We start from the raw sequence: 13859 nt of genomic DNA, 5'->3' as shown, positions 1-13859 counted from the left end.
CGCAGCAGTTGCTCGAGTTTCTCACAGATCACCAGCGCGTGGGCTTCGGCCTCGGCACGCCGGGCGTCCTCCGCCTTGAAGGCCTCCAGACGCTGTTTGGCGAGCTTGTATACGGTTTTGTCCCGACCCTGGGCGGCTTTGTGCAGTTTTTCCAGCTCCGGGCGGGTGGTGATTTTCTCGGCCGCCGCCCGACGGATCTGGATGCTGGCCCCGTTCACCGCCAGCTCCAGCAGCAGTTCGGGCTCGTTGATCTGTTCGAGTACTGCCTGGCCGGCCCGGGACGAGTAGCTGCTCAGGGCCAGTAACTGGGCTTCATCGGACACCGCTTTGGACAGTTCTTCCAGACTCAGGTGCTCTTCTTCCAGTAATTGGCCGATGCGCTTGCGCGCGGCCTGCTGAAGGCGGCCATTGCCATCACCGAGCGAGAGGTTGAGCAGGGTCTGGTTGTAGCTCAGGTGGTTCAGGGCCGCCTCGCGCAGCGCTTCCTGGGTGTCGCTCTGTACCAGCGCCAGCAACTCCGACTCGGGGCGGTCTTCCAGCGCCTTGATCTGCTCGTCCAGAGAAGGTTGCTTGTTACGGGAACCAAATAGTCGCTTCAGTGGTGACATAAGAGTACAGGCTCGTCTGGGAAGTTCTTGGTTATTGTACGCCGTCGGGCGTGTCGTCAGTCCTGAATCAACCCGTACTGGCTGCGCAGGGTGTCGATAATCTCCGCCCGCGGGTTATCCGACAGCGCCAGCGGGCGGCCAATGATTTTCTCCNCAATACCCACATAGGTATCGGACACGCGCATCATCACCTNCCGGGGCAGTTCGGTCTGTTCGGCCAGCGCGGTGCGTTCGTCCATACGGCTTTTATCCAGCAGCACATCCGGGTCATCAAAGTAGTGTAGCAACTCCTGCCGGAAGGCTTCTTTGGACTGCTCGACAACTTTGCCCTCCCGGTATTGGGCGCCGTCCCAGATACGGGATGAGTCCGGCGTACCGACTTCGTCCATATAGATCAGCTTTTCCTGACCCTCGGCATTGCGGACATAGCCAAACTCGAACTTGGTGTCGACGAAAATCTGGTCGATCTTGGCCAGATCGTCGCTGATTACCCCAAAGCCCTCTTTGAGCAAGCGCTCGTAGGCGTCGATATCGCTGGGTGAGCGGAAGTTGAAGGCCTGATAGTGCCGCTCCAGATCGGCGCGGCTGATGTTGACGTCATCCGCCTCCGGCACACCATCCAGACCNTTGAGAATGCCTTTGGTGGAGGGGGTGATCAGCAGCTCGGGCAGTTTCTGGTCCCGCTCCAGCCCGTCGGGCAGAGTGATACCGCAGAAGGTGCGCTCACCCTTGGCGTAGGCGCGCCACATGGAGCCGGTGATGTACTGGCGGCAGATGGCCTCGATCATCACCGGTTGGGCTTTCTGCACAATCCANACCAGAGGGTGGGGAATATCCAGAATGTGGCTGTCGGCCAGCCCCTCTTCGCGAAAGCGCTGGAACCAGTGATTGGAAATGGCGTTCAGCGCCGCGCCCTTGCCGGGTACGCCGTTCATGCCGCCTTCGCCTTTCCAGAGGCATTCGAAGGCAGAAATCCGGTCGCTGATGACCATGATCGCCAGGGGGGTGTCCGGGGCGACGGGGTAGCCTTTTTCCCGGATCAGGCGCTCGCTGTCGGCGGTGGTCAGCCAGTAAACCGAGCGGACCTTGCCGCTGTGCACGGGCCGGTCGGTCCGGATGGGNAGGTCGTTATTTACTGCCAGTACTGAGTCCGCAAGCCGCATAGTCGAAGATCCGAAAGTCCGCCGCACACGTCAGGCTGCGTGCGCTGAAATAGTCCAGGGCGCCGGGCCGCGCCAAACGCNGGATGATAGCAGATTTACGGGGTATAGGCAGGTGGCCTTGGGNATGGTGGTGACGGCGGATGCGCCTTCGGCTCCGAGGCGTCGGACCGATCCGCCCTACGNNNANTNCNGNANTNNNCGTAGGGCGGATAAGCCGAAGGCGCATCCGCCGTAACCGTCACTCAACGTTTCGAATATTGGCCAAAAGATCCAACGCGTGAACCCGCGCNGCCGGGTCGTACANATCAATGGTGAACATAAACTCATCAANGGGCAGCTCCCGGCACAGAGCTTCCAGACCNTCCCGCACGGTNTCGGGGCCACCGACCACCGCCAGGCCGAGAAAGTCTTTTACGGCGGCCTCTTCCTCGGGCGACCACAGNGGTGTCATNTCNTCNACNGGNGGCTTNAACCACAGCGGCTGNCCGCGCAGCAGGGCCAGAATNCGCTGATGGCTGGTNGTNGCCAGGTAACGCGCNTCGGCATCGGTGTCCGCCGCAATCAGTGGAATCCCCAGAATGGCGTAAGGTTTGTCCAATACNTCGGAAGGCTGAAAATTTTCCCGGTAGACATGCAGGGCTTCACGGACCAGGCGCGGNGCGAAGTGGCCGGCGAAGGCGTAGGGNAGGCCTTTCTGCGCGGCAAGCTGTGCGCTGAACAGACTGGANCCCAGCAGCCAGATGGGCACTTCGGTGCCGGCGCCGGGAATGGCTTTGAGTTTCTGGCCGGGTTTCAGGGGCGCGAGCAGTTGCTGTAGTAACCCGACGTCCTGTGGGAAGTCGTCGGCGGAACGCATATCCCGGCGCAGCGCTCGCATGGTGATGGCGTCGGTGCCGGGCGCGCGGCCCAGACCCAGTTCAATGCGCCCCGGGTAGAGGCTGGCGAGGGTGCCAAATTGTTCGGCGATTACCAGCGGCGGGTGGTTGGGCAGCATGATGCCGCCGGAGCCGACCTTGATGCGTTCAGTGCCCCCGGCGATGTGGCCGATCAACACGGAGGTCGCGGAGCTGGCGATGCCTTCCATGTTGTGGTGTTCGGCCAGCCAGAAGCGTTCGAAGCCGAGTTGGTCCGCTTTTTGGGCGTAGCGAAGCGTGTCCCGCAGTGTTTCCGTGATGGAGCCGTCTTCTCTGACCGAAGCGAGTTCGAGTAGCGAGAATGTCTTTTCTTGGAGCAGCATACATCGGTCTCCAGTTTTGTCGTGATGTTCTGTGATGTGTAGAAAGGGAGCTTCGCGGTGAGGGGCTGCGGCTGGGTATACCCTTCCGAGACACGCCGTGAATACATCCTTGTAGGCTCATCACCCGCCATCCAGGCGGGTGACGGTCTCGGAAGGGTATACCCAGCCTCCGCGGTGCAAGCGTATCGTTTCGGGAAATAGCGCCCAAGCTAGTACTGGCACTGAGGCCCGAGGAGGGGAAAGCCTTTCAAGACCGTAGAGCGGGGGACCCGCGATCCGAGCCCCCAGGGATGGGTTAACGGCGTGTCTTGAAAGGCTTTCCCCTCCTTGGGCCGGGCGTTATGCACCTTCTACTTCACATCTGCGCCAACAACACCTGCACAGGATGAGGAATGGCCACATCGTCAATGCGTTTCACCTGAGAACGGCAGGAGTAACCGGTGGCAGTCAGTTTTCCCTCGTGTTCCGGATTTGCCAAGACCTCTGCCCATGATAGACCGTAAATTCTCTTCGACGTTTCAACGTTACTGGCCTCGTGCCCGTAAGTGCCCGCCATGCCGCAGCAACCCGTGTCGATTACCGTCAGTGTCTGCCCCAAGGCACCGAACACTGCCTGCCAATCCTTGATCGATCCGGCCGCGTTGGTTTTTTCCGTGCAGTGGGCCAACAGGGAATAATCCCCCGGCTGCAACAAATCCGCGCGCGTTTCGAGCTGCGCTTTCTGCTCTGCCAGCCACTCCTGCAACAGGGCCACCTCAGGCGCCTCTTTGCCCAACACCTTCTGGTACTCGCTGCGATAAGCGAGGGTCATGGACGGCTCCAGTCCCACCAGAGGAATACCACTGCGGGCGAGATCGTTCAGGTGCTCGGCGTTTTTCACCGCCGCCTTGGCGAAGGGGCCGAGGAAACCGTGGACGTGGAGTGGTTTGCCGTTGGGTTTGAAAGGAGCCACCAGCGGCGTGAAGCCCAGCTTGGTCAGCAGGTCGAGGCTGTCCAATACCAACTGGGTTTCAAAATAGCTGGTGAAGGCGTCCTGCACCAGAATTACCGCTTTATCCCGCTGCTCTTGAGTGAGCGCCGCAATATTCTGGGCGCTGGCGTAACGGATTTTGCGTGTCTGCAGTTCGTTGTCCAGGGAGACGCCGGTAAGCAGCGGGCTGTCCACCATGCCGGCCACTTTGGCCATGAGGGCCTGCATAAACCGGGGCTTCATCAGGCCGTTGTACAGCCAGGGCACTTTGGACAAGGTGGGCACCATAAATTCCAGCCCGCCGATAAAATAATCTTTCAATGGGCGCAGGTAGCGACCGTAATACAGCTCCAGAAACTTGCTGCGGAAGCTGGGTACGTCCACCTTGATGGGGCACTGACCGGTGCAGGACTTACAGGCCAGACAGCCCATCATGGACTCGTGGACTTCGTGGGAAAAGTCGTATTCGCCGCGCTTTTTGCCAATGGTGTTTTTGATGCGCGTCGGCAGGTTCAACAGGAACGACTGCTGGCGCGTCGCTTCGGATTCCTCGATCGCGTTCACGTCCCGCTCGCTCAACTGCTTGAGCCACTCGCGCACCAATGAGGCCCGACCTTTGGGGGTGTGGGTGCGCAGGCGCGTGCCTTTCCAGGAGGGGCACATGGCGTCGTTGGGGTTCCAGTTGTGGCACTGACCATTGCCGTTGCAGTGCATGCCCTCGCTGTAACCTTCCCAGACCTGCACCGGAATTTTCCGGTCCTGCTGACCGCGGGTGGTGACGCCGTCAATTTTGAGCAGTTCCAACTCCGGCGCGGGCGTGGCAATTTTGCCCGGATTCAACTGATTGCGCGGATCGAAGGCGGCTTTCAGTCGTTGCAACTGCGGGTAGAGTTCGCCGAAAAATTCCGGCGCGTATTCGGCGCGCACGCCCTTGCCGTGTTCGCCCCAGAGCAGGCCTTTGTATTTTTTGACCAGCTCAACCACTTGGTCGGTGATCGGGCGGATCAGGGCTTCCTGTTCCGGATCTTTCATGTCGATGGCGGGGCGCACGTGGAGTACTCCCGCGTCCACATGGCCGAACATGCCGTAGGTCATGCCTCGCTCATCCAGTACCTGACGGAACTCCATGATGAAGTCGGCCAGGTTTTCCGGCGGCACAGCGGTATCTTCCACGAAGGGAATGGGACGGGCTTCACCTTCGGCATTGCCCAACAGGCCCACGGATTTTTTGCGCATGGCCCAGATTTTTGCGACCGACGCCGAACCCCATGCGAGGCTGTAACCCAAGCGGCCTTTACTGACATCGGTGTCGGCATCCAGTTGATCGGTCAGCGCTTTGACCGCGGCTTCCAGTTCTTCCTCGCTGTCGGCGGTGTACTCCACCAGGTTGATGCCCTGAATCGGCTCGCCGCTCTCCGCTGGCGGAAAGAACTCGGACACGCTGTGCCAGACGATGTCGTTCATCGCCAGATTGAGCACCTTCGAGTCCACGGTTTCGATGGCGGTGGGTTCGGCTTTCATCAGCTCGGTGGCATCGCGCAGCGCCGCGTTAAAGTCCCGGTAGTTAACATTCACCAACGCGGAGACCTTGGGGATGGGCAGCAGGTTGAGCTTGGCCTCGGCGATAAAGCCCAGGGTGCCTTCGCTGCCGCACAGCACGCTGTTCAGATCAAAGCGACCTTCGGGTGTGCGCACATGGGCAAAATCGTAGCCGGTCAGGCAGCGATTGAGCTTGGGAAATTTGGCGTCGATCAGCTCGGCGTGGTCGGTGTGAATCTGATTGAGTGCCTTGTGTACCTCGCCCACGCGATCCTCGCGCTGGCTGACCTCGGTCAGCTCGGCGTCGTCCATGGGGCGGGAGGTCCAGTCGCTGCCGTCGAGCAATACGGTGCGCAGCTCCAGCACGTGGTCCCGGGTTTTGCCGTAGCGGCAGGAGCCCTGGCCGGAGGCGTCGGTGTTGATCATGCCGCCGATGGTGGCCCGGTTGCTGGTGGACAGATCCGGGGCGAAGAACAGTCCGTGGGGCTTGAGGGCCGCGTTCAACTGGTCTTTCACCACGCCGCATTGGACCCGCGCCCAGCGCTCCTCGACGTTGATTTCGAGGATCTGGTTCATGTATTTGGAGGTGTCCACCACCAGTCCGTCGGTGAGGGACTGGCCATTGGTGCCGGTGCCGCCGCCGCGGGGGCTCAAGACGATGTCCTGATAATCGGGCTGGTCGCTGAGCCGGGCCAGGATCACCAGGTCGTCCACGTTTTTGGGGTAGATGACGCCCTGGGGCAGGACCTGGTAGATGGAGTTGTCGGTCGCCAGCACGGTGCGGTTGGCGTAGTCCGGGTTCAGATCGCCCTGAAAGTCGGATTGGCGCAGGGCCTCAATAAACGCGAGGTAGCGGCTCTGGACGGGGGAGGTGTGGCGTATGCTCGGTATCATCTGGGTCGTTACAGCTCTCGACAGTGGGTGCAATATTCTACGGGTTTGGGGTGGGTTTCTCCAATGTGTGTCTCCTATTACAGGCGCTTCGCATGTGATGCTCCGGCTGGGTATACCGGTGTGAGACACGCCGTAAATACATCCATGTAGGCTCGTCACCCGCCGTCCAGGCGGGTGACGGTCTCGTGAGGGTATACCCAGCCTCCGCAGTGCCAACTTCTCGTTCAGGGAAATAGCACCTAACGGTTAAATTGCCGGCGAACGCCCGAGGTTGTTTGTGATGCTGAGGGCCGTGAAGGGGATCTTCTTTCAAGACCGTGGAGCGGGGGACCCGCGATTCGAGCCCCCAGGGATGGGTTTACGGCGTGTCTTGAAAGAAGATCCCCTTCACGGTCCGGACGTTATGCCAGTTTGGGCCTGTTGTCAGGATTTGCCGCCAACAACTTATCCGCTGCTAAACCCGACTCCCCAGCTGCAACGCAATCACCACCCAAATGGCCACCAACAACAGGTTGCTCGCCATAAATGCTATGAACCTATGCATTACGTTGTTGTAGCCCATATGGATGAGACCGTGCACCACCCGCAGCGCCACAAACCCCCAGGCCAGCGCCGCCGGACCATTGAGCCCCATGGCCAGACTGGTGACACAGGCGAGGTAGAACAGGATCGGCACCTGAAACAGGTTGTCATAATGACGCGCCGCCGCCAGCGCCCGTGCCGGAGCGGCCTGATCCGGCGGATAAAGCCGAAAATAGCCGATCGACACCGTGCCCTTACGCACCGCCAAGATCCGCAGGGTCAGCAAATAGAGAGCGACGCAGAGCGTCCAGAACATCAGGGCGAGCATGGGTTTCAGCATGATTTCTCCTTTTAAATGAGGCAGAGTCCCGGATATTGAGCCAAGCTTCGCTAGTAGCTATTGGGTTCCGTTTACCTCAGAGGTCGCGGCATCGGGTGGGTTCTTCTCAAACCCTCTCTTCAGGGATGAAGAGAGGGAGCTACAGGGACCGTATTTATCGCGTTTTGAGAAGAACCCACCCGATGCCGGGGCCGGGCCCTCTTAGTGGCACCTTGGAAGTATCTCCAAAAACCACAGATTTCGCCGAAAAAGCCCATCTGCTGGTACAATGCCCGTTTTTCGCCCCGAATCTGAGTACTGGGGCGGTTGAACGGCCGTTGACAGCACGTAACGACGGTCAGGGCAGCGACCAAACAGACCAGACAAGAGTAGGACTTTACATGATTATCAAGCCAAAAGTACGCGGATTCATCTGCACCAACGCCCACCCACAGGGCTGNGCCGCCAACGTGCGCGAGCAGATCGACTACACCAAGGCCCAGGGGCCCATCAACGGTGGCCCGAAAAACGTACTGGTCATCGGCTGCTCCACCGGCTATGGCCTGGCCTCACGCATCACCGCCGCCTACGGCTCTGGCGCCAAAACCCTCGGGGTCTGCTTCGAAAAACCGCCCACCGAGAAGCGTACCGCCTCCGCCGGCTACTACAACACCGCCGCCTTCCACGAATTNGCCGAAGCNGATGGCCTCTACGCCCACACCATCAATGGGGACGCCTTCTCCGACGAGATCAAGGCCCAGACCATCGAGCAGATCAAAAAAGACCTGGGCAAAATCGACCTGGTGGTCTACAGCCTGGCCTCGCCCCGACGCACCGACCCCAAGACCGGTGAAACCTACACCTCCGTGCTCAAGCCNATTGGTCAGGCCTACACCTCCAANGGCCTGAACACCGATACCCTGAAAATCACCGANACCACCGTCGAGCCGGCCAACGACGAAGAAATTGCCAACACCGTCAAAGTGATGGGCGGCGAAGACTGGGAACTGTGGATCGACGCCCTGAAAGACGCCGACGTGCTGGAGCAGAACTGCCAGACCACCGCCTACACCTACCTGGGCGACAAGCTGACCTGGCCGATCTACGGCAAGGCCACCATCGGCAAGGCCAAAGAAGACCTGGATCGCGCCTCCCTGGCCATCGACCAGAAACTGGATGACCTCAACGGCACGGCCCACGTCGCGGTACTCAANGCNGTGGTCACCCAGGCCAGCTCCGCCATTCCNGTGATGCCGTTGTACATGTCCATCCTGTTCAAAGTNATGAAAGAGCAGGGCACCCATGAAGACTGCATTCACCANCTGCAGCGNCTGTTCGTGGAATGCCTGTANAGCGCCAACCCGCGTCTCGACGACGAAGACCGTTTCCGCGTAGACGAGTTGGAGNTGGACNCCAAAGTACAGGCCAAGGTGGAAGAAATCTGGCCGCAAGTGACCGANGANAACCTNTTTGAACTGACCGACTACAAGGGCTACAACGAAGGNTTCCTGAANTTGTTCGGCTTTGGCGTCGACGGTGTGGACTACGAGGCGGATGTCAGTCCGTTGGTGAAGGCGCCGTTNTAAGCGTTCAACGATGTGTGACGGTGCCGTTGAGTTAAAGCCCCGANCNNCNNGTGNCATGCGGCACCTCTGTGTCGGATTACGCGCTTTGCGCTAATCCGACCTACGTGAGAGCTTGTATGCCAATAATCTANCCCCTCGTGGGCNTCCTCAGCCTGTCGCTGTACGTGATCACCATCGCGGGCGTGTTCCTGTTGATCATGCCCGTGGCGCTGGTCAAACTGATCATNCCCGCTCTGCGACGCCCCTGTAATGCCGTGCTCGACAAACTGGCGAGCGGCTGGATTACGCTNAATGGCTGGCATCAAAAGCTGTTGACCCGCACCGACATNCGCGTCAGCGGAGATATCGACCAACTCAGTCGCAACGAGTGGTACATGCTGATTGCCAACCANCAGTCCTGGGTCGATATCATGATCCTGGTNCGNGTNTTGAACGGNCGNATNCCCTACGTGAAATTNTTCTTCAAGCGCGAGCTTCTCTGGGTGCCCCTGCTCGGGCAGGCACTGTGGGCGATGGACTTTCCGGTGATGCGCNGGCGNAGCAAAAAAGACATCNCCCGCAATCCGGCGCTGGNCAACGATGACCTGGAGCGTACCCGCCGGGCCTGCGAAATGTANCAACACAGCCCGGTCACCATCATCAACTTTCTGGAAGGCACCCGCTTTACNCCNGCCAAGCAGCNGGCGCAAGCCNGCGACGACGGCNCGCCGGAGTTCAGGCACCTGCTCAAGCCCAAAGCCGGTGGCCTGGCCTTCACCCTGTCNGCCATGAACGGNCAGCTTCGACAGATGCTGGATGTGACCCTTTACTACCCCCACGGCCGCCCCACGTTCTGGGAATACGCCTGTGGGCGAGTNCGCCGGGTGGACATGCACATCCAGCAGCGCCCCATCACCAACGACATGGTGGGCGACTATCCGAACGATGAGGCGTTTCGAGCCCGGTTTCAGGCCCGCGTCAACGANCTNTGGCAGGAAAAAGACGCCCGNCTGGAGGCCATGGCCCAGAACGCNGCCGATACGCANTGAGGTAAANACGATAGCCTATGGCTGAAACATCCTTCCCCAAACAACTGCTNGCCCCCCGTCACTGGCCCTCCTGGTTGGGTGCCGGGCTATGGTTTCTGATCGCCCAACTGCCTTACCGGTTGCAGTGGTGGCTGGCCAAAGCGCTGGCGCCTTTGCTGAGGCTGAATAAAAAACGGCTGAACTTTGCCCGACGCAATATTGAGCTCTGTTTTCCGAATCTGTCAGAGGTCGAACGCGAGCGCCTGCTGAAACAGAACCTCACCTCCACCGCCATGACCGTGTTCGAAACCGGCATCGCCTGGTTCTGGCCGGGCTGGCGACTGCGCCGACTGTTTACCGTCACCGGCCTGGAACATCTGAAAGCCGCTGAAGAGGCGGGGCAGGGCGCGCTGCTGCTCAGCCTGCACATGACGACCCTGGACATTGGCAGCGCCATGTTGGGTCAGGTGGTCAACTTCGACGGCATGTACCGGCCCCACAGCAACCCGGTGTACGACTACCTGCAAATGAAACGCCGCAGCGCCTACTCCCCCGGCGCCATGACCATCCCCCGCGACAACGTACGCGCCATGATCAGCCGCCTGCGCAAAGGCCGCTTCATCTGGTACGCCCCGGACCGGGATCTGGGCTCAAAAAACAGCCTCTTCGCCCCCTTCTTCGGCGTGCAGGCCGCCACCGTCAGTGCCACAGGCAAACTGGTCAGCATGGGCAAGGGACGGGTGATTCCGTTTACCCAGTACCGCCTACCCGGCGGGCGCGGTTACGAACTGGTCATCCGGCCGGCANTGGNAGATTTCCCCAGCGGCGACGACTATGCCGACACAGTGCGGGTCAACCGCTACATGGAAGAAGCCATCGAAGAGTGCCCACATCAATATTTTTGGGCACAGCCACGCTTCAAAACCCGTCCTGAAGGTGAANCATCGGTGTATTGAGGTTTACGCCTCGGCGATTGCACCTTTATTCATACCTTCATAGGCCTGCACACGAATGGTACTGGTCGGGTACTCGGACTTGGTGGTTTTGGCGATGTGGTCGGCAATCAACTCCACCGTAGTATCCGTGTCCATNAGGTAACAACAACGCTGGGGCAGGGTAATCTCAAAATCCCCCTGGGGCGCCGTATAGGCAAAGCGGAAATAATCCCCTTCCTCCGCCACCANNTCCTCACGCGTCGCNAGATAAATATCNCGGAACCGACTNGCCCACTCNCCCTCNAGGGCCGGAGAGGGAATATCGTCCGCCCAGATTGCAATCTTCGAACGGTGACCGTGGGCGATTCGCTGACAATTGCCATCGTGCTTCTTCAGGCCGTGGCTATAGTGATAAAACACACTCTCAATGTATTCGGTGGAAAAGCTCAGGTGCAGGCGCGTGCCTTCGGGGAACAGCTGCTCTTCGTTAAGGCGTTGAATGCACCACTCGGCGACGCTTTCACGGGTCAGCTCCTCGGCATCCACCAGCGCCACCGCCTCTTTGGGGCAGCGAAGATCAATCGTCTCGCTGCGGTCNCCNAAGTGCCAGCGCAGNGACAGAACGTCGCCTTCGTCTTCAAGCTCCAGTTGGTGGGAGTGGCGGGGCACCAGAAGGCGGTGATCAAGCTCGTTGTCCAGCCACGCTTTCAGCGTCTTCTTGACCGTACTGAAATCACAGACCATACCCTGTTCATCCAATGCGCCCTCCAGTTGCACATCAGCCAGCCAGGTTTCACCCAGCAGGCCGCGGCGGGCATCGAGAAAGCTGAAATCCACGGTGGCGAGGTTGTCGACAAAAAGCAGCATAAGTTCTGGGGCCATGGGTAATGAACGATGTCGCCATGATACCAGTTGGAGGGGGAGCTGTGCAGGCTTGAGGGGAGGGGGGAGCTCCCGGGGCCACTCGGCAGGCCCAGGGAGCAAAGGTGTCAGTAGAGGTAAACCGCGCCGGAATCGGTGCCTTCGTTGTTGTCCCGGTCGCCGTTGATGCCCTGGGCATCGCTGTCTTCGCGGTAGGCGCCGATGGCAAGGGTGTCGCCTTCGGCCGACAGCGCCAGGCCAATGGCGAAACCGTCCCGCGCTTCGGTGTTGGCGGCCTTGATGTAAGAGGCTTCGCGCCAGCGACCGTCAATGATTGANAAGANGTANGCACCACCGGCACGAGGGGCCGAGTTGTCATCACTGACNCCGTCNATACCGGTCTCGGCGCTGGGCTCGCGCGTGCTGCCTACCACCAGATGACGCCCGTTGCGGGCNAAGGCCAGTGTTTCGCCGAAGCGCAGCCCCTGAAGGTTGTTGGAGGCCTTCAGGAATGAGGTCTGTTCCCACTCACCATCCACTTGGCGGAACAGGTAGACCGCACCACTGTTGGTGGCGACTGTGGTGACGTCCTCAAGGTCGTAATTGTCCGGACTGGAGTTGATCCCGGGCTCGGCCGTCAGGTCACCGGTGCTGCCCACTGCCAGGCGGGTACCGTCGCCGGATAAGGCAACACTGGCTCCGAAACTTTGAGCGTAGCCGGTCAGTTCCTGCTCGGTGTAGGTGTGGCTTGGCTTGATATAGGTCGACTGTGACCAGTTATTATCGTNGCGAACGAACAAGTAGACCGCGCCGGCGTTAATGATGGTNCGGTTGTCGTCCTCACCGTTGATCCCGGTGGAGCGACTGGCGTCACCGGTCGCGCCCACCGCCAGGGTATTGCCGTCGGTGGAGATGGCCAGGCTGCTGCCAAACAGGTGGTACAGCGGAGTGCCGGTCGCGGTGATGGCAGAGAAGGTGTTCGAGGCCTTTACATAGGCCTGCTGTGCCCAGCCGCTGTCCGAGTCGGTGAATACATAGACGGCACCGGCGTTGGGTGCATCATTGTTGTTCTCGTCGCCGTTGATGCCAGTGGCGTCGCTCGATTCGAACAGGGCGCTGACCNCCAGCGTCTGGCCGTCACCGGAGAGGGCGACGCGGTGGCCAAAACGGTCGTTGACGTTGGTCGGGATGGTGNCTTCGCCGTCTTCTGTTTCGTCGTCCGCTGCCGGGTCATCGGTGCCATCGTCTTCGGCCGTCTCGTCGGTTTCTTCTTCCTCTTCTTCCGGGGGTTCGGCATTGGAGGCCTTGAGAAAGGCGTCCTGCGCCCAGCCTTCCTCCCCGCGTTTGAAGACATACACCGCGCCGGTTCCGGGGGCGCCATTATTGTCCTGTTCCGGATTCACGCCGGTTCCGTCGCTGTCTTCCAGGGTCGCACTGACCGCGAGCACATCGCCGCCGTCCGACAGGGACAGGGCGAAGCCGAAGCGGTCGTTGTATCGGGTGGTATTGTCACCGTCGTCGTTTTCGCTGGGCGCTTCAGTGTTGGAGGCTTTCAGATAGGCCTCCTGCTGCCACAGGCCGTCCACCAGGCGGAACACGTAAACGGCGCCGGCACCGAATACGGAGTTGTCGGAGGCATCACCGTTGACGCCCCGTGCCTGACTGGCTTCGCGGGGCGCGCTGACCGCCAGGGTCTGGCCATCGGCCGAGAGGGCGACCGCCCAGCCAAACCAGTCGGCGGCTTCGTTGCTGTCGGCTTTGACAAAGCCGATGGTGTCGAGCATGACGTTCAGGGTCAGTTGCTCGTTGGAATCGTCGTATTCGGAGCAGTCGGCGTTCAAACAGGCGGTGACGGTATAAAGGGCGTTGTGCCAGTCATGCTGGTGCACCGCGACGGTGTCGCTGGCCTCTGTTTCGGTCAGGTTGTCAGCTACCACCTCGTAGCCACTGCCGTCGCCTGGTTTCTTCTGCAGCTGGTAATACTCAGCACCTTCAACGGCGGTCCAGGAAAAACGGATCTCCTTGGGCTCTACTGATTCGACATTGATTTCCGGCCACTCGGCGTCGCTTACGCCTCCGGTATTGCCCGCGTTATCAATACCCCCGCTGAAGCTGCTGGAGCTTGAGCTGGAGCTGGATGAGGTGTTCTGGTTATTGTCGCTGTCACTGCCACAGGCGCCCAGAGTCAGGGCGAGCAGCAGGGGCAGGCCGAAGCGGG

9 protein-coding genes are annotated in these 13859 nt (G+C 60.2%); 3 read left to right on the top strand and 6 right to left on the bottom strand.

Annotated features, from left to right (window positions below; all coding sequences use genetic code 11):
* Positions 1-664 precede the first annotated feature (664 nt).
* From CMG77_RS12385 to CMG77_RS12370, 4 genes are all read right to left on the bottom strand, one after another.
* Positions 665-1771 (bottom strand): phosphoribosylaminoimidazolesuccinocarboxamide synthase, encoded by a 1107-nt coding sequence (locus CMG77_RS12385; protein WP_286904680.1) that lies wholly within the window; start codon positions 1769-1771, stop codon positions 665-667.
* Positions 1772-2009: 238 nt separating this feature from the next.
* Positions 2010-3008 (bottom strand): LLM class flavin-dependent oxidoreductase, encoded by a 999-nt coding sequence (locus CMG77_RS12380; protein ID WP_286904678.1) that lies wholly within the window; start codon positions 3006-3008, stop codon positions 2010-2012.
* 355 nt (positions 3009-3363) lie between these two features.
* The gene (ydiJ, locus tag CMG77_RS12375) at positions 3364-6411 is read right to left on the bottom strand and encodes a D-2-hydroxyglutarate dehydrogenase YdiJ (RefSeq protein ID WP_286805125.1); all 3048 of its coding nucleotides are present in this window, start codon (positions 6409-6411) and stop codon (positions 3364-3366) included.
* Between the two features lie 454 nt (positions 6412-6865).
* A complete protein-coding gene (locus CMG77_RS12370) occupies positions 6866-7273 on the bottom strand; it encodes an MAPEG family protein (RefSeq protein WP_286805127.1) in 408 nt (135 codons plus the stop codon).
* A 380-nt stretch (positions 7274-7653) separates the two neighbouring features.
* Here CMG77_RS12370 and fabV point away from each other — a divergent pair, with 380 nt between their 5' ends.
* From fabV to lpxL, 3 genes are all read left to right on the top strand, one after another.
* A complete protein-coding gene (gene fabV / locus CMG77_RS12365; protein ID WP_286904676.1) occupies positions 7654-8838 on the top strand; it encodes an enoyl-ACP reductase FabV in 1185 nt (394 codons plus the stop codon).
* Positions 8839-8954: 116 nt separating this feature from the next.
* Positions 8955-9866, top strand: coding sequence for a 1-acylglycerol-3-phosphate O-acyltransferase, YihG family (yihG, locus tag CMG77_RS12360; protein ID WP_286904674.1), 912 nt, complete (start codon positions 8955-8957; stop codon positions 9864-9866).
* A gap of 17 nt (positions 9867-9883) precedes the next feature.
* Entirely contained in the window at positions 9884-10801 is a 918-nt protein-coding gene (gene lpxL, locus CMG77_RS12355; protein WP_286904672.1) for an LpxL/LpxP family Kdo(2)-lipid IV(A) lauroyl/palmitoleoyl acyltransferase, read from the top strand.
* Between the two features lie 3 nt (positions 10802-10804).
* On the opposite strand, the gene CMG77_RS12350 is transcribed toward lpxL, so the two are convergent.
* Both CMG77_RS12350 and CMG77_RS12345 read right to left on the bottom strand, forming a co-directional pair.
* Positions 10805-11647, bottom strand: coding sequence for a 6-carboxytetrahydropterin synthase (locus CMG77_RS12350; protein WP_286904767.1), 843 nt, complete (start codon positions 11645-11647; stop codon positions 10805-10807).
* 122 nt (positions 11648-11769) lie between these two features.
* Positions 11770-13425, bottom strand: coding sequence for a hypothetical protein (locus CMG77_RS12345; protein WP_502691903.1), 1656 nt, complete (start codon positions 13423-13425; stop codon positions 11770-11772).
* Positions 13426-13859: the final 434 nt, after the last annotated feature.

The sequence above is a fragment of the Marinimicrobium sp. genome (genome assembly GCF_002695945.1).
Classification (GTDB): Bacteria; Pseudomonadota; Gammaproteobacteria; order Pseudomonadales; family Cellvibrionaceae; genus Marinimicrobium; species Marinimicrobium koreense.
Note: the sequence above shows the minus strand (reverse complement) of the source record. Positions and strands in the feature narration are given on the sequence as shown.